The organism is Alteromonas confluentis, from assembly GCF_001757105.1.
Taxonomy (GTDB): Bacteria; Pseudomonadota; Gammaproteobacteria; order Enterobacterales; family Alteromonadaceae; genus Alteromonas; species Alteromonas confluentis.
Genome location: NZ_MDHN01000040.1, coordinates 167972 through 189321 on the forward strand (window position 1 = coordinate 167972; position 21350 = coordinate 189321).

Sequence of the window (21350 nt, forward strand, 5' to 3'; positions counted from 1 at the left end):
ATGATGCTGGTTTATGCATCCTGCTTCAGTTTATCCACTCTTCTACTCGCCGTTCTCATTTTTTATCGTTTGCAAACATCTCTGGAAGAGCAAGTTCGCACTAACATTATCCAAGAAGAAAACAGGCTACTCGTAGATTACCGGCAAGATGGGCTTCAGGAGCTTTTACACGACATCCGCGAAAGGGTTGAACTCCATGATGGCAACGATTTGCTCTATGCGCTGAAAGATAGTCACGGACGGGTACTTTTTGACCAAGAAATAGCGGTAAATGAAACCGCCGGCTGGCTGCAAACTCATGATGCTCCCGCATTACTGATAAGTGTAAAACCCTTGCAGGATGGCTATACGCTTTATGTTGCTGAACCACTGGAGAATATCGAAGAATTAAAAACGGTGCTCAGAAACAATGTCCTCACATTTCTGTTTTTTACACTGCTGTTTAGTGTGGCAGGTGCATTACTCATCACCCGCCGGTTTCTCAGACGTGTTGATGAAGTAACGCAAACCAGTAAAGCAATTGGCCGCCACTCATTATCAATGCGCCTGCCTGTTTCGAAGGCAAACGATGACTTTGATCAGCTTGCTGAAACCATTAACGCCATGCTAGAGCGCATAGAGTCTTTGGTGCACGAGATTCGACATGTAACCAACAGCATTGCTCATGATCTCAGAACGCCGCTGACAAGGGTGAGACAGCAATTGGAGGCAATGTCACATAACAACGCTCCAACACCAGAAGATGCGAAGCATGCCCTAGCGATGCTCGATGAAACCCTACAGACTTTTACTGCTATGTTGCAGTTGGCAGAACTCGAGTCAGGAACAACCCAACAAGACTTTTCTAAGGTGTGTCTAAATAATGTGGTGGAGTCAATTTACGAGATCTATCTCCCTTTAGCAGAAGAGAACGACCAACAATTATTACTCAATGCGAGTGGTAATGTTGTTGTCTCTGGAAATAAGCGATTACTGACTCAACTGATCGTGAACCTTTTGGAAAATGCGATTAAACATAGTGGGCCAGGCACCACCCTCACACTTAGCCTTGAACCTATATCAGAGAGACAGGCAATATTAAGCGTAACAGATAATGGCGTAGGAATTTCAGCTGAAGACTCTGCATTGTTATTCAAACCATTCTATCGCGGCGACCGAAGTAGAAGTACATCGGGAAGTGGATTGGGGCTGAGCATCGTTAATGCCATAGCCAATTTGCATAATGCCAAAATTTCCCTACAGCGATTAAAACCAGGCATGTCGGTTTCACTCACTTTCGACATACGACGGGTTGATTAGGCAAGAGCTACGCCATTGCCTGTAGTAGGAATTGCATTAAAACCTAATTAGATAGAGCCTCAGAAACAACAAAGCCCCGCATAAGCGGGGCTTCATCAAATCTGGCGGAGAGAGAGGGATTCGAACCCTCGATACGCTATTAACGTATACACACTTTCCAGGCGTGCGCCTTCAGCCACTCAGCCATCTCTCCAAATTGTGTGTCGACGGTTTATCGTCGAGCGCGCGTATAGTAGGGAAACTCCGTCGCTGAATCAAGCAAAAGTCAGTAAAAATTCGCCGACTGCTTTATAATTAAGCACTTACGGCTTGTTTACGTTTTAATTCTGCAGAGAAGTTCAACATGCGATCCAGTGGAATGAGCGCTTTTTCACGTAGAGCCGGGTCTACATGAATTTCGTGATCGTTTACGCCTTCCGTTAGGCTGTTGTAGATGGCCTGTAAGCCGTTCATTGCCATCCACGGGCAATGAGCACAACTTTTACAGGTTGCGCCGTTACCGGCCGTTGGGGCTTCAATAAACGTCTTTTGTGGCATTAGTTGCTGCATCTTGTAAAAAATGCCTTTGTCTGTGGCCACAATGAAGGTTTGATTCGGCATATCTTCAGCAGCCTTGATAAGCTGGCTGGTAGAGCCAACAGCATCTGCCAGGTCTACCACACTTGCCGGAGACTCAGGATGCACCAGAATTGCCGCATCAGGATACAGTGCTTTCATATCGTTAAGCTTCTGTGCCGAAAACTCATCGTGCACGATACATTCGCCCTGCCACATCAACATTTCAGCGCCAGTCTTATTAGCAATGTATGAACCTAAGTGACGGTCAGGCCCCCAGATAATGGGTTTGCCCTGCTCGTCCAAGTGTTCAACAATTTCAAGCGCAATACTGGAAGTCACTACCCAGTCTGCGCGCGCTTTTACTGCCGCCGAGGTATTGGCATACACCACCACGGTGTGATCAGGATGGGCATCACAAAATGCGCTGAATTCTTCAATTGGACAACCTAAATCCAAAGAGCAAGTAGCTTCCAGATTGGGCATTAGCACCGTTTTCTCAGGGCTGAGAATTTTTGAGGTTTCGCCCATAAAGCGCACGCCGGCAACAATGAGGGTGTCGGCTTCGGCATCTCGACCAAAGCGCGCCATCTCCAGCGAGTCAGCCACACAACCACCGGTTTCTTCTGCCAGTGCCTGAATTTCGGGATCAGTATAGTAATGTGCCACCAGAACAGCGTTACGATCTTTGAGCAGTTGTTTGATCTGTTCTTTAAGTTCAGCTTTGCGTTCTGCGCTTAACGGCGCAGGCTTTGCTGGGAACGGATAATCAACTTGATCGACTCTGAAAGCAATAGACATAACAAGTAGCCTGAATTATGGACAATAGGGCGACGGATTATACCCGACTGTCATAAAAATTACATACTGATAAGCTACGAATATAAGGTTATCGCGGATTATCAGACGAAAGAATAACGTGGCTTGAAAGTAAAGTAATGACTATTCAGCTTGGAATGAAAGAGAGCGTGTGCTTATTAGGATATTTCTGAGTGAGTGTGCAATCAAGGAGAGATGGTGGGTCGTGCTGGATTCGAACCAGCGACCAATTGATTAAAAGTCAACTGCTCTACCAACTGAGCTAACGACCCATCATTTGATTGCAATATAAAAGATGTCTTTCCGACTGGATAAGATGGTGGGTCGTGCTGGATTCGAACCAGCGACCAATTGATTAAAAGTCAACTGCTCTACCAACTGAGCTAACGACCCATCTTTTGATTGCGTGAAAGGCGAATTATTCATTTTAAATGAATGGTGGGTCGTGCTGGATTCGAACCAGCGACCAATTGATTAAAAGTCAACTGCTCTACCAACTGAGCTAACGACCCATTCGCTTTTCTTTGTCACCACTCTGTGGCAACGGCGGCATATAATACTCATATTCTGAGGCAGCGCAACCCAAAATACGCATTTATTTGTGTTTTTCTGCCCTTTCCCGTTCAAACGCTCAAAATGAAATCAAATCGTTCAGTAAACCTGCTAATTCCCGCAAGTTATTATGAATAGTCGATATTTCCACTGGTTACAATTAGTACAAAGGAAGTGTGAAAAAGACATCCTTTATCGATAAAAAACGATAAGGTAAAAATAAATCATGAGAAATGTAGAGACACGAAAATAAAAAAACCTCCCGGAGGAGGTTTTTAAAAACGTTAAACGCCTGACATACGTGATTGTGCAAGTTTCGTTGCGGCGGAATCAGGATATTCCTTGATCACCTGTTCGAATAACGAACGGGCTTTATTTGCATTACCCTGTCTTTCCGCAATCATACCCAGCTTAAAAATCGCATCTGGACGCTTAGCTGAGTCGCTGTACTGATTAACGACAGTATCAAACTGCTCATAAGCGGCGTCCCACTGCTGTTCACGGAACAAAATCTGCCCGAGCCAGTAATGCGCATTAGGGACGTATGAGCTATCAGGATAATCGCTCAGGAACGACTGTAACGACGCGATTGCCCTGTCATACTCACCCGATTTGAGAATAAGATTCACAGCAGCCTCGTAAGCGTCACTGTCGCTTTGATCGTTCCTCGCAGCAGAACTTGTGCTTGCTGCGGGCTGACTCTGCGTAGGACGTGAAGCGGCTGGTGTCGCTGGCGGCGTGTAAGCAGCCTGAGGATCTGCTGACGACGCGGCGCCAATCCCCGCTTGCTTCAATGCTTCAACTCGCTTATCAATCTCTAGATATAACTCACGCTGGCGCTCGAGTACTTTTTCTAGCTGATTAGTGTGTACTTCAACCGTACCACGCAGCTCATCAATTTCACCTTGCATGGTGTCGATTTGCTGCTGTAAGCGATGTTGCATTTGCGTACGGCTGTCGACCATCCGCTCAAGAACAGTAATACGCTGTTCCAGTGTGCTAGACGGCGCGCCAGAAGACGCTGAGGATGCCTGAGGCGAATTGCCAAGGTCGTAGACCGGAGCTTGCGCCTGTGCCACTGCTGAAATACAAAGGGCGGCACACAAGGTGACGCCCTGAATCATTGGTTTAACCAAAGCTTAAGCCCTTATTGGTAAACAACGATACCACGACGATTTTGTGCCATCGCGTATTCGGTAGAACCCATAACTGCTGGCTTCTCTTCACCGTAAGAAACGGTTGAGATCTGGCTGCTGCTTACACCAGCATTCATCAGATACGTTTCAACTGCCTGTGCACGACGCTCGCCCAGTGCAATGTTGTATTCTGGTGTACCACGTTGGTCAGTGTGACCTTCGATAACCACGTTTTGATCTGGATTTTGTACCAGGAACTCAGCGTGCTTATCTAACAGAGTTTGGAATTCCGCTTTAATCGTTGAACGGTCGAAATCGAAGTAAACCGTTTGCTCTTGTTTCAGTGCAGCTTTCTGCTCTTCAACAATTTCTTTCATACGTTCAACGCGCTGAGCAGCTTCAGCCTGTACACGTTCAGCTTCTGCTTCACGAGCTTGGCGCTCTGCTTCTGCTTGTTCTTGCGCAACACGGTTACGCTCTGCGGCTAACTCTTCCTCAGAAGGGCCTGAAGAACAAGCCATCATAGTCACCACCGGTAAGGCAATAATGAAGCTTTTCATTACTTTGTTCATTTGCATCCTCTTAATCCTTATATTTTATTTATGTTTATCTGTTTTATAACAAAAATGGTGACCAACTCGGCGACTTCACTTGTCCATTTGTGGCTGGTAACCTGGCTTTAAAGCGCCCATCCAGTGACACTAAAGATAGTACCTGAGTGCCCTCATGAAGGGTACTGTAAATAATCATGCTTCCATTCGGGGCAATACTCGGAGACTCATCCAAAAAGGTTTTCGTCAGTACCTGTATACCGCCATTTTCCAATCCAAGTTTAGCGATATGGTAATCACCACGGGTGCGATTCACCAAAACCATCTGCCTGCCATCAGGTGTGATGGTACCGCCAAGATTCTGCTCGCCTTCAAATGTAAGGCGTCTTACCTTCCGGGAAGATAAATTTACGCTATAAATCTGAGGTTTACCACCCCGTTCCGAGCTAAAAATTAACCCACTACCGTCTGGTAACCAACCTGGCTCAGTGTCGATAGCGCGGTTACGGGTGATTCTGCGCAGATTTTTCGTTGCAATATCCATAACATAGATTTCAGGATTTCCGTCTTTCGATAACACCATGGCCAAACTCTTGCCATCGGGTGAAAATACCGGGCTCCCGTTGATGCCGGGGAAATCCGTCATCGTGGTCCGTTTCATGGTGTAAATATCCTGAATGATAATCTGCGGACGTTTGTTCTCGAAGCTCACATAAGCCAGCTTTTCTCCGTCTGGCGACCATGCCGGCGACATCAATGGCTCTGGTGACGACAACAAGCGCGTTTCGTTCTCACCATCGTAGTCTGAAATAACCAACTGGTAGGGCAATTTATTGGTTTTGCGATCACGCACAACAACATAAGCCAAGCGAGTCAGGAAGGCACCACGTTCACCGGTAAGTTTCTCATACACCACATCGCTGATGCGGTGAGCGTATTGGCGAAAATCTGCCGAACTGATCACAGCCTGACGACTATCGATAACATGGTCGGCACTGTTTGCCAGTTTACCGTTGCTCATGCCCTGAGATTTACCCCCCGTTACCTGGCCTCGTAACACGTCGATCAGTTCGTATGACACACGATACTTGTCTGTGCCTTCCGGGGTAATGGTACCCACTAAAATAGTATCGACGCCCGCTTTGGCCCAGGCATTGTAATTAACCTGTTTGTCGGTCGTAGGTTGCTGAGGCATTTTTGCCCGTGCAATAGGATTAAATTTACCACTGCGGGTTAAATCCGCGGTAACCACATCTGAAATGTTCTCCGGCATCTGACCGGGACCACCCCACTTGAACGGCACTACGCCAATAGGACGCGCACTGTCTACCCCTTCGGTGATCACAATTTCTAATGAAGCGTTGGCCAGGCCACTGATGCTCAGTAGAACCAGACCTAATAACATCCTGATATTTCTCATCGTCACTACAGTCTCACCGTTATGTTTATATCTCTTATTTGTTCGTATACAGCCGGATCATCAGATACTGGCAATTTATCCGGCCGACGAACGGCTGTTTCTGCTGCACGGCAAAGTGCGTCATTACCGCCCCGACGAGTGACCTGGGTAACATAACCCGAAGTTGCGAGGCGAATATTTAATTTACACTCTTTTCCTTTAAAGCTGTCATCCGCAATCAGGAATCGTTGTACGGTTGCGGTAATTAGCGCGCGATAACGATCGACCTCACTCATCACCTGCTTCCTACGACGCTGAGCCTGCGCGGCTTGTTCCGCTTTAAGCTGCTCTTGCAAGATCCTGTCCTGTTCTGCTTTTTCAGCCGCTTCTTTTGCTTTTCGCTCGGCTTCAGCCTTTTCACGGGCTTCTCTGGCCTTACGATCTTTCTCTTTTTGTGCGGCTAGCTGTTTCAGTTCTTGCTGCTTTTTACGTTCAGCTTCTTCCCGGCGTTTTTTGTCCGCCGCCTTTTTCTCTGCTGCCTGTCGAGCAGCCGCGTCAGCCTTACGCTTCTTCTCCGCCGCAGCGGCTTCACGTGCTTTGCGCTGGCGCTCGTTCGCTTCAGCCTGGGCTTTCGCTGCAGCAGCTTCCTCGGCTTTCTTCTTGTCGGCTATTGCTTGAGCATCAATGAAGGTCGCCTGTATGACAGGCGCATCACTGTTGCTCACCGGCTCGAAAGGCTCAGGAGAAAAACTGACGCTAATTAGCAACACTACAGCAATCGCCACATGAACGCCAATGGCTTTAGCTAATGCTTGCTGATTAGAATTTAATTTACGCATACTTTATGACTATTCGTCTACAGGATCGGTCATCAGGCCAACTGACGGCACGCCCGCCTGCTGCAGCAACACCATCAACTGAATGACTTCGTTATACGCTACCTGACCGTCGCCTTTCACCACGACGGGCGTTTGCGGCTCAGCTTTTAATTTCTCAGCGACAAGGGCGGTAAGCTCTTGCGTACCTAAAGCGGTTTCCTGATCGTTACCAATATTCAGATAATAATTGCCTTGCACATCGACTGACGCAATGAGCGGCGGCGTGTCTTCCTGTTCAATCGGCTGAGCACTGGCTTTTGGCAGTTCGACTTTCACGCCTTGCGAGATAAGCGGTGCGGTTACCATAAAGATAATTAACAGCACCAACATAACGTCGATGTAAGGCACCACATTGATTTCGGATACCGGACGACGTCGTTTACGGGTATACATACTCGTTCTCCAGTGCGAAAGTTATTGTGGTTGCGCTGTTGAGGCCTGGCGCTGCAGAATCGCAGAAAACTCTTCCATAAAATTGCCATAGCTATTTTCAAGCTTTTCAACTTTGTGGCTGAAGCGGTTGTAGGCAATAACGGCTGGAATAGCAGCAAACAAACCGATTGCGGTAGCAATCAGCGCTTCTGCAATGCCCGGCGCAACCATAGCCAGTGTAGCTTGTTGCACTTCGCCTAAGGCAATGAAGGCATTCATGATACCCCACACCGTGCCGAACAGGCCGATGTAAGGGCTGATGGAACCCGCGGTGGCGAGGAACGGTAAACGGCTTTCCAATTCTTCTACCTGACGTGACATGGATACACGCATGGCACGATATGTACCGTCGACAATGCCGTTTACAGGCGTGCTTCCTTTGCGTAAACGCACAAACTCTTTAAATCCTGCACAGAAAATATTGGCCATGCCTTTTACATCTGAGCGGGCAGACAATTCTTGATAAAGGCGGTTGAGGTCGGCACCGGACCAGAATTTGTCTTCAAACTGGCGCATCTCTTTGTCTGCGGCATTTAGCGCTTTAGTGCGCTGGAAGATAAATGTCCAGGAAGCAATGGAAACACTCAACAGCAATAACATGATGAGCTGTACTACAAAGCTGGCCTGTAAAAAAAGTCCGATAAATGTTAAATCAGATTCCACTGGATAAATCCCCTAATAAAGTGGCTGGTACTTTCCGTGGCTTCATTGCCACAGGGTCGACACATGCAATTTTTATGTCCGCCGAAACAATCAATTTGTCATGCGGATCTTTTATTAGTTGCCTGAACGTCAGGCTTGCGCCCTTCAATTCTACAATTTGCGATTCAATACTCAACAATTGATTAAATCTGGCTGGCGCATGGTTATGCATTTCAACCCGTTTGACGACAAAGGCTATGGATTGTTCCATTAACTTGTCTTGTTCATAGCCGAGCTCCCGCAACCACTCTGTGCGCGCACGCTCCATGAACTTTAAATAATTGGCATAATAGACGATGCCGCCGGCATCGGTGTCTTCATAGTAAACCCTGACTTTCAGGGTATGGGTAGCCATGCAATACTCCACTATAAAAATGTAATGTAACTGTCACAGTATAATTCAACGTTTCGCACCCACCAAATGGTCTATTTTCGGCGATAGATCGCCGATAAATCAAGGTTAACAGCGAATAACAACCATGTTGATAACACCGAATTAACACATTAGTTTTTCTAATTAAAAAATATAATTTTACTCAATTGCCAGGGTAAAAATACGCTTTATAATGCGCGTCATCTGTCGAACAGAGTGAAACAGTTGTAAGACGTTTCACACGAGTTTTCTCCTGATTGACATGAGTTCCCTGGATTTATTTCCTTCAACACTTGTTGTTTTAGCCCGTTCATTTTGAGCGGGCTTTTTTTATGCCTGTTGAAAACTGCCTGAAAGATACATGAATAGAAAGAAAAAGGAAAAAACAGCTGTTCTTTCCTTTATATAGTGGAGATATCAGGATTCAGGTTCAAATCCGAAATGTAAATAAGCCCGTTGAGAAACAATACGTCCCCGTGGGGTGCGCTGTAGGAAACCTTGCTGAATAAGGAAAGGCTCAATCACGTCCTCAATGGTTTCTTTTTCTTCGCCAATTGCAGCAGCCAGGTTATCCAGACCTACCGGACCACCATCAAACTTGTCAATAATGGCAGTGAGCAGCTTTCGATCCATATAGTCGAAACCTTCTTTGTCCACATCGAGCATGTCCAGGGCTTTTGCTGCGACATCGGCATGCACCTGTCCATCCGCTTTAATTTCTGCATAATCTCGTACACGACGTAACAAGCGGTTAGCAATACGTGGCGTGCCACGAGAGCGACGAGCCACTTCCTGAGCGCCCTCTTCGTCCATGTCTAAATTTAAATAGCTAGCGCTACGCTGAATAATGGTGGTGAGATCTTTAACGTTGTAAAACTCAAGACGCTGAACAATACCAAAGCGGTCTCGCAGTGGTGATGTCAACGAACCGGCCCGGGTAGTCGCTCCCACCAGCGTAAATGGCGGTAAATCGAGCTTGATAGAACGGGCCGCAGGCCCCTCGCCAATCATGATATCTAACTGATAATCTTCCATGGCTGGATAAAGGATTTCTTCTACTACCGGACTCAAGCGATGTATTTCATCGATAAACAACACATCGTTCTTTTCTAGGTTAGTCAGCAGTGCCGCTAAATCGCCCGCTTTTTCAAGTACCGGGCCGGAGGTGGTTTTGATGTTCACACCCATCTCATTAGCCACGATGTTTGCCAGGGTGGTTTTACCTAGCCCAGGCGGACCAAAAATCAACAGATGATCCAACGCATCTTCGCGGTTGCGGGCAGCCTGAATAAAAATTTCCATCTGCTCACACACGTGAGGCTGACCGGTGTAGTCAGACAGCATTTTTGGCCGAATGGCGCGGTCAATGACTTCGTCTTCTGTAGTAGCAGAAGGCGCTATCAGTCTATCAGCTTCAATCATCAAAAAATTCCGTTAAAGTGCCGCTTTTAAAGCTTCGCGGATAAGACTTTCGCTACCCATACCGTCCTGATACACAGATTCAACCAGCTTACTGGCCTGAGCAGGTTTATACCCCAAGGCAATCAGTGCACTTTGCGCTTCTTCTCTGGCATCGTTTACCGGCACGATGGTGTTCATGAATTTGGCGTCAACGTCTACGGGCATGGGAACAGTTTGTTGCTTACCGAACTTCGCCAGTCGGTCTTTCAGTTCAACCACCAGCCGTTCGGCAGTTTTCTTACCAATGCCCGGTAGGCTTACCAGTGCACTCACATCTTCGTTCTGCACACTGATCAGGAATTGTCCTGCAGACATGCCAGACAGAATGGTAAGGCCCAACTTCGGCCCCACACCATTGGCTTTAATCAGTTCACGGAACAGCTCCCGCTCCATTTTATCGGCAAAGCCAAACAGCAACTGTGCGTCTTCGCGCACCACAAAATGAGTATAAACCGCAACGTTCTCACCCACTGCTGGCAGCTGATAAAAACTGGTCATAGGCATCTGAATCTCGTAGCCAATACCATTCACATCGATTAATACTTCCGGGGGCTGTTTTTCTAATAATCGCCCTTCAATTCTTCCAATCATTTATTTGATAACCAAATTAGTTACTGAATATCGGTGCATGTCTAATTTTTGCTGGCAATTCGTGCGCAACTGCAAAAATAGTCATGCTTACCTTTTCAGGTGCGAAAGGCTCGCAGAGACACTTGTCGGGGACGTTTAAAACCTTCTGCAGCATGGATGCTGCAGCAGAGCCCCCAGGGATGGGTTCACGGCGTGTTTTAAACGGCACCGACACGTGGCTCCCAAAGAGCCTGCTAGCACCGATTCAGCGCAAGCGGCGACGGACGGTTTTGCTGGCCTGTCCCGCCATGTTAATTAGACTTTGTTCCGTGTGGGCGTGACACAGTGCCACAGCCAGGGCATCGGCCGCATCAGCTTGAGGTGTGCCTGGCAGATTCAGCAAATGTTTCACCATGTGCTGCACCTGGGTTTTCTCGGCGCTGCCTTTCCCTACTACCGCTTGCTTAATTTGCCTGGCTGAATATTCAGCTACCGGCAGTTCAGCCTGTGTCGCGGCGACAATTGCGGCCCCTCTGGCCTGCCCCAACTTTAATGCCGAGTCAGGATTTTTAGCCATAAACACTTGCTCGATGGCGAACTGCTGCGGGCTAAATTGGCGGATCACTTCGCCCACACCTGCAAAAATTTGCGCCAGTCGATCGGCCATCACATCACTTTTCACACGGATACAACCACTACCTAGGTACACTAATTTTCCCTGCTTTCTGGCGATGACGCCATAACCGGTAATTCGCGACCCTGGATCTATACCCAGTATAATCATGTTAGTGGTCCTGGTACAAATGCTTCTGCTGCATCGCGGTTGGATGGCGACCATAAACGCATTAACGCAAGGGGTTTGCTCAGCCACTCGTGGGCTAAATGTTCGGTAAGAATGATGTTCGCCGTAGAGGGAACCTGGGCAATAAACACATGCTCTGTGTTGTATTGGGTACCTGGCGGATAACGATGGAGCCATCGTTTACGGATAAGATAGCGGTTGATTTGATGACAGTTTTTCAGCTGCTGGGGAAACAATACGATGCCGGTTTCCTCTGCCACTTCACGAAGTGCCGTTTCTTCAGGCATTTCGCCATGCTCAACGGTACCGGTGACAGACTGCCAGAAATCCGGATCATCATCGCGCTGAAGCACTAAAAGTCGGTGGTGCTCGTCATAGAGCACCACCAGCACCGATTCCGGTCGCTTAAATGGCATCCGGAATTATTCAGCGTCTTTCTTGATAGTCGCGATGGCCAGTTCTGCCAGCGCAGCCGGGTTCGCCGGGCTTGGAGCGTCAGTGAGCGGGCATGCAGCGGTGGTGGTTTTCGGGAACGCCATTACGTCACGGATAGACGTTGCGCCGGTCATCAGCATCACCAGACGATCCAGACCAAATGCCAAACCCGCATGCGGTGGTGCACCAAACTGTAGTGCTTCTAACAGGAAGCCAAACTTGTTTTGTGCTTCTTCTTCGTCGATACCCAGAATACTGAATACCGCTGATTGCATGTCTTGATTGTGAATACGCACAGAACCACCGCCTAGCTCTACACCGTTCAGTACCATGTCGTAGGCATCAGAAATGGCTTCTGCCGGGTTGGCTTTGAGCTCGTAAGCTGTTAGGCCGCGAGGTGCTGTGAACGGGTGGTGACACGCAAACAATGCACCGTCAGCTTCTTCAAACATCGGGAAGTCTACTACCCACAGCGGTTTCCAATCGCCTTCCAGCAACTCGAAATCTTCGCCTAGCTTTAAGCGTAAAGCGCCCATGGCTTCGGTAACCACGGTTTTGTTATCTGCGCCAAACAGTAGAATGTCGCCAGCTTGTGCACCAGTGCGCTGAAGCAGCGCATCGGTAATGTCTTCAGAAAGGAACTTCAGAATGGGCGACTGCAGACCTTCCTGACCAGGCTTGTCTTCGTTAACCTTCATCCATGCCAGACCTTTGGCACCGTAGATGCCAACAAACTTGGTGTACTCGTCAATCTGCTTACGAGACAGACTCGCACCGCCCGGTACACGGATAACCGCAACACGCCCTTTCGGATCGGTAGCAGGGCCAGAGAATACTTTAAACTCTACGTTTTCAAGCAAGTCAGCCACGTCGACCAGCTCAAGCGGGTTACGCAGGTCTGGTTTGTCGCTACCGAAACGCTTCATCGCTTCTGCGTAGGTCATGCGCGGGAATTCGCCCAGATCCACGTTCAGCATTTTCTGGAACAGGTCGCGGATCATACCTTCAGTGATAGACATAACGCCATCGGCATCAAGGAAGGTGGTTTCTAAATCGATTTGGGTAAATTCCGGCTGACGGTCAGCACGTAAGTCTTCGTCACGGAAACATTTTACGATTTGGTAGTAGCGGTCCATGCCCGACATCATCAGCAGTTGTTTAAACAGCTGCGGAGACTGTGGCAGCGCAAAGAACTCACCTTTATGAGTACGGCTTGGTACCAAATAGTCACGGGCGCCTTCTGGCGTTGCTTTGGTCAGGATTGGCGTTTCAATATCGAGGAAACCTTCCTCTTCCAGATAACGACGTACTGCGCCGGTTACCTTGGCACGAAACTTCAGGCGGTCGCTCATTACCGGGCGACGCAGGTCGAGGTAACGATAACGCAGACGTTGTTCTTCAGAGTTTTCCTGATTCCAGTCCAGAGGCAGTACTGCCGACTTGTTGATAATTTCCAGGCCCGTGCCGAGAATTTCAATTTCACCGGTACGCATTCCTTTATTGATCTGACCTTCAGGACGAGGACGCACTTTACCAGTGAGTTTTACGCAGAATTCGCTGCGCAGCTTGTTCGCGACTTCCAGTACTTCCGGTAAATCCGGATCAAAAACCACCTGCACGATACCTTCGCGGTCACGAAGGTCGATGAAGATAACGCCACCTAAGTCACGACGCTTGTTAACCCAACCACAAAGTGTGACTTCCTGGCCGACGTATGATGAATCAATATTCCCACAGTAATCTGTGCGCATGGTCCCTGAACCTCTGGTAATGTGTTGTCTGCCTGGCGATGCTGACTTGCAAGACGTTGCGGTCAGTGCTTCAATGCCGCCGGATATTCGTGTTCCACTTACAGAACAATCCGGATAAGCCTCAGACTTTAGATAAAAATAAGGTCGCATAGTATAAACAAATGCATCGTAAAGCCCAATGACAAAAAACGATTTCCACGGCCAACTGAACAATTCTCTGCCACCCGTCTACATTGGCGTGCCTCAGTGGCAGCATCAGCGATGGCCAGCGGACTGGTTTAACGATGCCAGTGCCCGTAAAAACATGCTCGGGCACTACGCAAAACAAATGAATTCAGTGGAAGGCAACACGACATTCTACTCCCTGCCATCACCGGAAACCGTGCAGCGCTGGATTGAGCTGACACCTGCTGACTTTCGCTTTAATTTTAAGGTACATCAGACCATCACCCACAGCGGCGCACTCGATCCGTTTCATCCTGATATTGAGAAGCAGCTTGCGTTGTTGGCGCCATTAGGAGACAAGCTCGGCATGCTTATGTTGCAGTTTCCGGCCAGCATCGGGCCGCAAAGTCTGCCAGCCATGGCAGAAATACTGGCGCAGTTTCCTCAGGATGTGGCGATGGGTGTGGAAGTGCGTCACCCGGCGTTTTTTGGAAAGGGGGATGCGGAACAGCAATTTAATCGTTTATTGATAGAAAGACAGGTTAACCGGGTGATCATGGATACCCGCGGCTTGTTCGCCAACCCGCCACTTGATGAACTCACTGCTGAAGTACAAAGCAAGAAGCCAAAATTGCCGGTAAACGTGATTGCTACCGGCATGCACCCTGTGGTGCGTTTTGTAGGCGGCACCGACGATGCCGCCAATACCCGCTGTTTACAGCCTTGGATCAGCAAATGTCATCAATGGCGACAAGAAGGCCGGGCACCATACATGTTTTTCCATAAGCCGGAAAATGGCGATGCCCCCTGGTTAGCTGCGGAATTTATCGAAACTTACAACGCCCACTATCCGCAGGCAGCATTACCTCAACTCAGTTTTGCGCCCCCCGCAGCCGAACAAACTTGCCTGTTTTAACAATCCAAACGAGAGATTTAGCGGAAATCTCCGGCATCAAGTTCATGTTTTTTCATCAACTTGTGCATATCAGTGCGGTTGCGACCAGCCAGCTCAGCCGCGCGAGTCACATTACCGTCGGTCATTTTAAGCAGTTTATGCAAATACTTCTGCTCAAAAGCATCCCGCGCTTCGGTAAGGGTTGGCCAGCTCTGACGGGTCGCCGACAGCGCCTGCTGTACAAGGTGTAACGGAATAACCGGCGTCTGGGTTAACGCCACACACTGTTCAACCACGTTGACCAGTTGACGCACGTTACCCGGCCATTCAGATTTCACCATTAACTGCATAGCATCGTCAGAAAACTGCGTCACGTTAACGCCATGACGCTGCCCACTTTGTTGCAACAAGGTGCGCGCCAACAGCGGAATATCTTCGCTACGTTCTTTCAAAGAAGGCAGTTTCAGATTCACAACGTTAAGACGGTAGTACAAATCTTCCCGGAAGGTGCCCTCTCCCATCTCTTTGTGCAAATCTTTATGGGTGGCCGAAATAATGCGTACATCAATATCCACATGCTTAGCACTACCCACCGGGCGAATTTGTCGTTCCTGCAAAGCACGCAATAATTTAACTTGCAGTGTCATCGGCATGTCACCAATTTCATCGAGGAACAGTGTACCGCCATCCGCTTCGCGGAACAGACCCGGATTCGCATGTACGGCGCCGGTGAAAGCCCCTTTCGCATGGCCAAACAATTCTGACTCCAGCAGGTTTTCCGGCAGTGCGCCACAGTTAATCGCAATAAACGGTTTATCGCGACGATTGCTGGCGCGGTGAATAGCATTTGCTAACAATTCTTTACCGGTACCGCTAGCACCACTGATCAGCACGCTCACTTCACGCTGTGCAATGCGGAATGCTTGATCCATCACGCTGGTCATTTCCGGCGCGCGGGTAATGATGTCTTTACACCAATCTTCAGGTTGCACTGAAAGCGATTGGCTCAGTGCTTTTTGTAGTAATTTTCTTAATTCATCATGGTCAACGGGCTTCGGTAAGAAACCAAATACACCCCGTTGCGTGGCGGCAACGGCATCTGAAATGGTGCCGTGGGCCGTCATTAAAATCACTGGAATATCTTTTCGTACGCCCATTATTTCCTCGAACAGACTTAATCCATCGAGTCCGGGCATACGCAGATCGGATAACACCACATCAAAATCTTCGCTGCGGATCTTACGCAAAGCGGCTTGGCCGTCTTCAACCGCAGTGACTTGGTAGCCTTCACCTTCAAGTCGGATGGTTAGCAGGCGCAACAGACTCTTATCGTCATCAACGAGTAGCAATCGGGCATTGCGTTCTCCGGATTTATTCATCGTTGGGTACTCCTGTTTTTATCCATCAGCGTTGCTTCTACTTTGAGCAACTCATCCATCTTCTTTGTTTGCACTTCTAAATCTTCTTCAAGCATCTTTATTTGTTTTTCTTTGTCGGTATTCACTCTGTTTAGGATGACCAGTGCCGATTCCAACTCCAGCATTTCGCTGTTTGGCGCGTCGACAATGGTTTTCACCACAGCTTGCATTTCTGGCGTAAGTTCACTGACGATTTCCTCTAACCAGTGTTGAGCCCGCAGTCGAGACTGATACGGCGTGTCTGTGGGTAACGATAAAATGACTTTTTTAATTTTATCGTCAATGCCCTCGCCCAAATCAGCGATAGCTTGTTTACGTACAGGCCAGCGGGTGTTGTCAGCCTGAACCCATAGATTGACCCAATACAATAAGTCGCACTGATGTTCAAAATTGGCTGCGTCTTCGTCAACAAGACACAAGGAGTCACTTTCCACGAGTTGTGGCGTTTGACTGTTGTCTTCAACCGGGATTACCGGCGCTGACTGATTCCCTTCTATTGCTGCGCACCCGCCTAACAAGACGACGATGGGCAACAATAATTTAATTCTCATTTACGTTTTTCCTTCTGCGGGATACTGACTCTGAAACACACATCAGCATAATCAACTTCAACAACAGCAACATCACCGCACATCAAGCGCGCGCAATCTGAGACGATAGATAGGCCGAGACCTGTTCCAATGACATTGTCATTTCTCGGATCGTCACCGCGGGTAAAGGGTTCAAATAATTTACCCACTTTTTCCGGCGGTATTTTTTTCCCCCGGTTTGCCACGTCGAGCACGGCTACGCCGTCCTGCTCATAAATATTGACTGAAATCGGTCGACCAATAGCACCATGGGCAACGGCGTTCGACACGAGGTTGTCGAGGATACGGCGGTAGAGCTCCTCATCGACACTAACCGATTCAACGCGTACATCCACCGTCACTTCTCTGTCTTGAAGCGCCAGTGCATAATCTTCTACGCAGTCACGTACGAGTTCGGCAGGATCGATACTGGTGAATTTAGGCTCGGCTTGTTGTAGCAAGAGGTTGTAGTCGAGTAACTTTTCCACCAACGTATTCAAGCGCTGGGTACTGGAACTCAAAAGCGATAAAACTTCTGCCTGTTGGGGATTCAACTCCCCGACTACATTCTCAGACAGCAAGCTACAGCCTTCTTTAATACTTGCCAACGGGGTTTTTAACTCGTGGGCCGCATGACGTAACAGCGCAGTGCGGATATGCTCAAGTTGTTGTAAACGTTCAGAAAGCCAGTGTAGATCTTTTTCCACACCAATAAGTTCAAACGGCGCTTTGGTTGAAAGAGGCGGCAGCTCTCCCCGTTGGTGAGCGAGAATTTGAATGATCTGTTTGAGTTTATTGACCGGCTTAACAATCAGCTGGCTTCCTAACAGAATTAACAGTAACGACACCGATACCAGCATGGCTGTCGACCAGGCTTGTTTGGCCTGCATGCTGGTCATATCTTCACGTTGAATAGCCAGTCGCGCCTGAATGGATGCATCGACGTCTTTGCGCATTGCAATCACGCCATTACTTAACGATGCAAGATAGGCATTGAGCAATAGTTGATCGTTGATCGTGCGAAAATTTCGAAGTTGTTCGATTTGCTTAACCAATTGCTGACAGTTTTCAGAATTGTCGATGATGTCACACAAATCCTGCCGCGCTGAGGCAAACTGCGCAATGGCATTGTCTGTCAAATCTGCCACGGTGGTGTTTTGGATGATGGCATACTGTCGAAGGGTACGCTCCAAGTCTATCGCAGCACCTTCTAATTGCTGCATGATTCCCACAGCGGTAACCACGAATCGGGTTTCCGCCGTTGTCATACGGCTTACTTTTGCAAGGTCGCTTTGACTTTGCCACAACAGTGCAATAAGGGGAACCAAAGCCAGTATGAAACTGCCTAGGGTTAGTTGTCTGAGGGAACCAACTCGCAAAATTCGATCACTAAGTAAAATCCGGTTTTTCAGGATCGCACACCCCTATGATTGCCGCAATAGATGGCAACGCCAAAAACAGCGTAGCCATCGTAATTAACACTTAGTTTGGCGTTTGCAAACTCACCAAAATCACTTCTTTGCTACTTTCCAGTTCATCCATGCTCAACAAACCATCACCGTTCTTGTCGATACGACTGAACAAGCGCAATAATCGGGTGTCCGCTACGGCCTCTTTTAAGGAAATAGCGCCGTCTTGATCGTCATCAAAATCTGACAACATTGTTTCAACAGCATGGGCATCTGCCACGGCGACTGCCTGGATAGTGACAATGGTGAGTAGCAGCAAAAATAGTTTTTCAATACGTTTCATATCAGACCTCCTGTGCTCAAATGTGCGTGAGCGGATGTATGGAAACGTAATCACTGCGTCGATACAGAAGCTCACCTACTCATAAATAAGCAGGAGTAATGCCAAACATGAAAAGCAGATAAATATCAGATACTTACAGCAAAACCAATTAATTACGATATTTAGAGTGTTGCTAAATACCTACACACTGAAGATGGGATTTACTCAAAGGAGGTAGTGTCATCCAAAAAATGGGAGAAGTTTTTCGGCAATTCTATTAATTTAGATAGCGGAACAGGTTTGCTGAACAAGAAGCCCTGCACATGATCACAACCATGTTCATTGAGATAGCGCCACTGGCTTGGTTGCTCAATGCCTTCTGCACAGACGGTAAGCGCAAGGCGCTTTGCTAAATCAATGATCGAGCCGGTTACCATTCGCGACCGCTCTGAAGACTCCAATTCGCAGATAAATTGTCTATCAATCTTTAACGTATCAATGGTGATTTGCGTGAGATAGCTTAACGATGAATACCCGGTACCGAAGTCGTCTAAAGCAATGGCACAGCCCATGTTACTCAAGCGTTTAAAGAACTTGTCGGCAGTATCAAAGTTCTCCAGGTAAGAGGATTCGGTCACTTCAAATTCAAAATATTCAGGGTGCACCTTATAGCGCTCGAACAATTCATAAATATCGTTGAATAGGTCGGTATGACGTAAATCATGACCAGAAAGATTAATGGCAACTCTAAACTTATTGTCGACCAGCATCTGCAAATCAGGCAATTCCATACAGACCCGCTCTATCATCCATTGCGTAATGGATGAAATTCGTCCGCCCTGCTCTGCAATAGGAACAAATTCGCCAGGCATCACCATACCGTACTCTGGATGCTCCCAGCGGATTAACGCTTCAAGACCTATGACCGCGCCATGTTTAGAGATTTTTGGCTGATAGTAAACACGAAACTCATCATGACGAATCGCACTGTCGATACTGTTTGCCAGAGACATTTTGCGTTTGTACGATTCCACCATATCAACAGTGAAGAGAGTATGGGTTCCCCGGCCTTTCGCTTTCGAGCGATACATGGCGAGATCAGCATTGCTCATCAGTTGACTAAGCTCGTAGCCTGCATCCGTGGCTCTGGCAATACCGACACTCACCCCCACAGACAATGCTAGTCCCCGCAACATAAAGGGCTCTTCAAAAGCACTCACTAATTTTGTCGCCAGATTATTCAGACTCACATCGGACACATCGCGGTCGGGAACGATGATAAATTCATCGCCACCGAGACGGGCCACTAAATCCCCTTCCCGCAATAAATTTTGCACCCTGTCGGCCACTTCAATGAGAATTAAATCACCGGTTTCATGACCCAGTGAGTCATTAATACTTTTAAAGCCGTCAAGGTCAAAAAAGATGAGTGCTAAATCTTCTCGTAGCCGTCTCACTCTCGCCAATTCTAACCTGAGGTTATCCACGACAAACTGGCGATTAGGAAGCGCTGTCAGGCTGTCGTAATTCGCAAGTCGCATCATGGTTTGCTGCTGCTCTACCAGTGTCGCGTTTTGCTCTTTATTGATGGTTAGTTCAACTTCAATCGTGTCTAGAAAGCTATTGATGTTTCCAACGAGACTACTGATTTCGCGACTTTTTCCAGGCAAGAAACGGGCAGTATAATCTTTGTTTCGCGATATTTTTCGCGTGAAGTCGATAAGATCGTTAAGTGGCTTCAAGAGCACTTGAATAATTAAAAAAGCGATGACAACGGCAATAATAATGACCGCAATGAGTTCAGGCAAAGTCTGAAAAGCCAGGACCTGCTGACTTTGCTTTTTAACGTCAGATAAATCACTGATAACGACCACGGTGCCTTCTACCGCGTAATCACTTCCAATTTCCGACACGCTAAGAATGAGATCGTCGTCAGCAAGGACACCATAGGGATGCTTTAAGGCCAGTTGTTTCATTTCCTCTGAACGACCGCCACCGGAAGAACCAAGCAAACGTTTTTGTTCGTCGAAAATGTATGCAGCAATGTTGGCCTGACTGTTTTCGAGCAGCGCCAACTCTCTATCGATGATGACGTTTTGCCGGCTAGTATCACTCTCACTAGCTATTCGCATGGCGATATTGTCAGAAAGGTTCGATACTTTTTGCTTTTCCAGCATCTCTATCCGATCGTCCTGACTGCGCGCAGACAAATAGAACGTCGCCACAACAGAGACAGAGACTACCGCTGTTACCAACAGTGTAATAGGCAATTTTATCGACCGGAACAAGGCGTCTTTCCTTAACTATCCTGCACCCGCAAAAAGGCGCAGGCTACTCAGCATGATTTTCAGTTACCGAGAGCTTAGATTTTATGAACTGGCTGTGAGGTATATACAGTAAATCGGCGATCCGCCGTATAATATGCTCCTCAATGGGCGCAATATTTTCATCAGCATAGGCCACTTTCCACAGGTCGGTAAGAATATCCTGCTTTTCATTATTATTATACTTTTGATTAATAACTTGCGTGAATTGCACCAAATCCACCGCCTCTTCCGCCGATGATTGTCCCTCTTCCATTAATGTACTTAGTTCATCATCTGACAAGGAGAATTGCTCATTGAGCAGTGTTTTGTAAGCTTGTAACTCGCGAGGGTCGGCCTGCCTATCTGCACGAATAATCTCGCTTAGCAGTGCTGCGGTAGCCAATTTGACGGTGTGTTGTTGTGGTTTATCGTCTTGATTGTTGCGAAAAAGCTCAAGTACCGCTTTTAACATAGCTTTATGTCCGTTTTAGAAAAATTACCTTTATATACGCGTAAATGAACAAAATGTGTTTTCCACTGAGACAAGCGTC

21 protein-coding genes and 4 tRNA genes are annotated in these 21350 nt (G+C 47.7%); 2 read left to right on the forward strand and 23 right to left on the reverse strand.

Annotation, left to right across the window (positions count from 1 at the left end; translation table 11 throughout):
- Complete coding sequence (locus BFC18_RS17650; protein WP_070126869.1) at positions 1 to 1299, forward strand: sensor histidine kinase; 1299 nt, start codon at positions 1 to 3, stop codon at positions 1297 to 1299.
- Positions 1300 to 1401: 102 nt separating this feature from the next.
- Here BFC18_RS17650 and BFC18_RS17655 read toward each other — a convergent pair.
- The 17 genes from BFC18_RS17655 to aspS form a co-directional block, all read right to left on the reverse strand.
- Positions 1402 to 1492, reverse strand: a tRNA-Ser gene (locus BFC18_RS17655).
- A 101-nt stretch (positions 1493 to 1593) separates the two neighbouring features.
- Positions 1594 to 2655 (reverse strand): quinolinate synthase NadA, encoded by a 1062-nt coding sequence (nadA, locus tag BFC18_RS17660; protein ID WP_070126870.1) that lies wholly within the window; start codon positions 2653 to 2655, stop codon positions 1594 to 1596.
- Positions 2656 to 2869: 214 nt separating this feature from the next.
- Positions 2870 to 2945: transfer RNA gene (locus BFC18_RS17665), tRNA-Lys, on the reverse strand.
- A 45-nt stretch (positions 2946 to 2990) separates the two neighbouring features.
- Positions 2991 to 3066: transfer RNA gene (locus BFC18_RS17670), tRNA-Lys, on the reverse strand.
- 43 nt (positions 3067 to 3109) lie between these two features.
- Positions 3110 to 3185 (reverse strand) — tRNA-Lys (locus tag BFC18_RS17675).
- A gap of 324 nt (positions 3186 to 3509) precedes the next feature.
- Positions 3510 to 4361, reverse strand: a complete 852-nt coding sequence (ybgF, locus tag BFC18_RS17680; protein ID WP_425388399.1) for a tol-pal system protein YbgF — start codon at positions 4359 to 4361, stop codon at positions 3510 to 3512.
- Positions 4362 to 4372: 11 nt separating this feature from the next.
- Positions 4373 to 4939, reverse strand: a complete 567-nt coding sequence (gene pal / locus BFC18_RS17685) for a peptidoglycan-associated lipoprotein Pal (protein ID WP_070126872.1) — start codon at positions 4937 to 4939, stop codon at positions 4373 to 4375.
- A 37-nt stretch (positions 4940 to 4976) separates the two neighbouring features.
- Entirely contained in the window at positions 4977 to 6332 is a 1356-nt protein-coding gene (gene tolB / locus BFC18_RS17690) for a Tol-Pal system beta propeller repeat protein TolB (RefSeq protein ID WP_070126873.1), read from the reverse strand.
- A gap of 5 nt (positions 6333 to 6337) precedes the next feature.
- The gene (gene tolA, locus BFC18_RS17695) at positions 6338 to 7150 is read right to left on the reverse strand and encodes a cell envelope integrity protein TolA (RefSeq protein WP_070126874.1); all 813 of its coding nucleotides are present in this window, start codon (positions 7148 to 7150) and stop codon (positions 6338 to 6340) included.
- Positions 7151 to 7159: 9 nt separating this feature from the next.
- Complete coding sequence (gene tolR / locus BFC18_RS17700; RefSeq protein ID WP_070126875.1) at positions 7160 to 7582, reverse strand: protein TolR; 423 nt, start codon at positions 7580 to 7582, stop codon at positions 7160 to 7162.
- A 21-nt stretch (positions 7583 to 7603) separates the two neighbouring features.
- Complete coding sequence (gene tolQ / locus BFC18_RS17705; RefSeq protein WP_070126876.1) at positions 7604 to 8284, reverse strand: protein TolQ; 681 nt, start codon at positions 8282 to 8284, stop codon at positions 7604 to 7606.
- Positions 8274 to 8678 carry a tol-pal system-associated acyl-CoA thioesterase gene (ybgC, locus tag BFC18_RS17710; RefSeq protein ID WP_070126877.1) on the reverse strand — a complete coding sequence of 135 codons (405 nt, stop codon included), beginning with the start codon at positions 8676 to 8678 and terminating at the stop codon, positions 8274 to 8276. The genes tolQ and ybgC overlap by 11 nt, the downstream gene beginning before the upstream one ends.
- A 435-nt stretch (positions 8679 to 9113) precedes the next feature.
- On the reverse strand, positions 9114 to 10118 hold the full coding sequence (ruvB, locus tag BFC18_RS17715) for a Holliday junction branch migration DNA helicase RuvB (RefSeq protein ID WP_070126878.1): 1005 nt from the start codon (positions 10116 to 10118) through the stop codon (positions 9114 to 9116).
- Between the two features lie 12 nt (positions 10119 to 10130).
- Positions 10131 to 10748, reverse strand: coding sequence for a Holliday junction branch migration protein RuvA (gene ruvA, locus BFC18_RS17720; protein ID WP_070126879.1), 618 nt, complete (start codon positions 10746 to 10748; stop codon positions 10131 to 10133).
- 244 nt (positions 10749 to 10992) lie between these two features.
- Positions 10993 to 11511 (reverse strand): crossover junction endodeoxyribonuclease RuvC, encoded by a 519-nt coding sequence (gene ruvC / locus BFC18_RS17725; protein ID WP_070126880.1) that lies wholly within the window; start codon positions 11509 to 11511, stop codon positions 10993 to 10995.
- A complete protein-coding gene (gene nudB, locus BFC18_RS17730) occupies positions 11508 to 11945 on the reverse strand; it encodes a dihydroneopterin triphosphate diphosphatase (protein ID WP_070126881.1) in 438 nt (145 codons plus the stop codon). Before nudB ends, ruvC begins: the two co-directional genes overlap by 4 nt.
- Before the next feature lie 6 nt (positions 11946 to 11951).
- Positions 11952 to 13715, reverse strand: a complete 1764-nt coding sequence (aspS, locus tag BFC18_RS17735; RefSeq protein WP_070126882.1) for an aspartate--tRNA ligase — start codon at positions 13713 to 13715, stop codon at positions 11952 to 11954.
- Between the two features lie 178 nt (positions 13716 to 13893).
- Between aspS and BFC18_RS17740 the strand changes: the two genes are divergently transcribed.
- Positions 13894 to 14796: a DUF72 domain-containing protein gene (locus tag BFC18_RS17740; RefSeq protein ID WP_070126883.1), complete on the forward strand. Its 903-nt coding sequence runs from the start codon at positions 13894 to 13896 to the stop codon at positions 14794 to 14796.
- Positions 14797 to 14813: 17 nt separating this feature from the next.
- Here the strand turns inward: BFC18_RS17740 and BFC18_RS17745 are convergent, their stop codons facing one another.
- The 6 genes from BFC18_RS17745 to BFC18_RS17770 all read right to left on the reverse strand — a co-directional run bounded on the left by BFC18_RS17745 (position 14814) and on the right by BFC18_RS17770 (position 21271).
- Positions 14814 to 16154: a sigma 54-interacting transcriptional regulator gene (locus BFC18_RS17745; RefSeq protein WP_070126884.1), complete on the reverse strand. Its 1341-nt coding sequence runs from the start codon at positions 16152 to 16154 to the stop codon at positions 14814 to 14816.
- Entirely contained in the window at positions 16151 to 16744 is a 594-nt protein-coding gene (locus BFC18_RS17750; RefSeq protein WP_070126885.1) for a hypothetical protein, read from the reverse strand. The genes BFC18_RS17745 and BFC18_RS17750 overlap by 4 nt, the downstream gene beginning before the upstream one ends.
- Positions 16741 to 18144: a sensor histidine kinase gene (locus tag BFC18_RS17755; protein WP_083273169.1), complete on the reverse strand. Its 1404-nt coding sequence runs from the start codon at positions 18142 to 18144 to the stop codon at positions 16741 to 16743. The genes BFC18_RS17750 and BFC18_RS17755 overlap by 4 nt, the downstream gene beginning before the upstream one ends.
- A gap of 100 nt (positions 18145 to 18244) precedes the next feature.
- Positions 18245 to 18514: an EF-hand domain-containing protein gene (locus tag BFC18_RS17760; RefSeq protein ID WP_070126887.1), complete on the reverse strand. Its 270-nt coding sequence runs from the start codon at positions 18512 to 18514 to the stop codon at positions 18245 to 18247.
- A 200-nt stretch (positions 18515 to 18714) separates the two neighbouring features.
- The gene (locus tag BFC18_RS17765) at positions 18715 to 20763 is read right to left on the reverse strand and encodes a putative bifunctional diguanylate cyclase/phosphodiesterase (RefSeq protein ID WP_245680424.1); all 2049 of its coding nucleotides are present in this window, start codon (positions 20761 to 20763) and stop codon (positions 18715 to 18717) included.
- A gap of 61 nt (positions 20764 to 20824) precedes the next feature.
- Positions 20825 to 21271, reverse strand: a complete 447-nt coding sequence (locus tag BFC18_RS17770) for a tellurite resistance TerB family protein (RefSeq protein ID WP_070126889.1) — start codon at positions 21269 to 21271, stop codon at positions 20825 to 20827.
- Positions 21272 to 21350 lie beyond the last annotated feature (79 nt).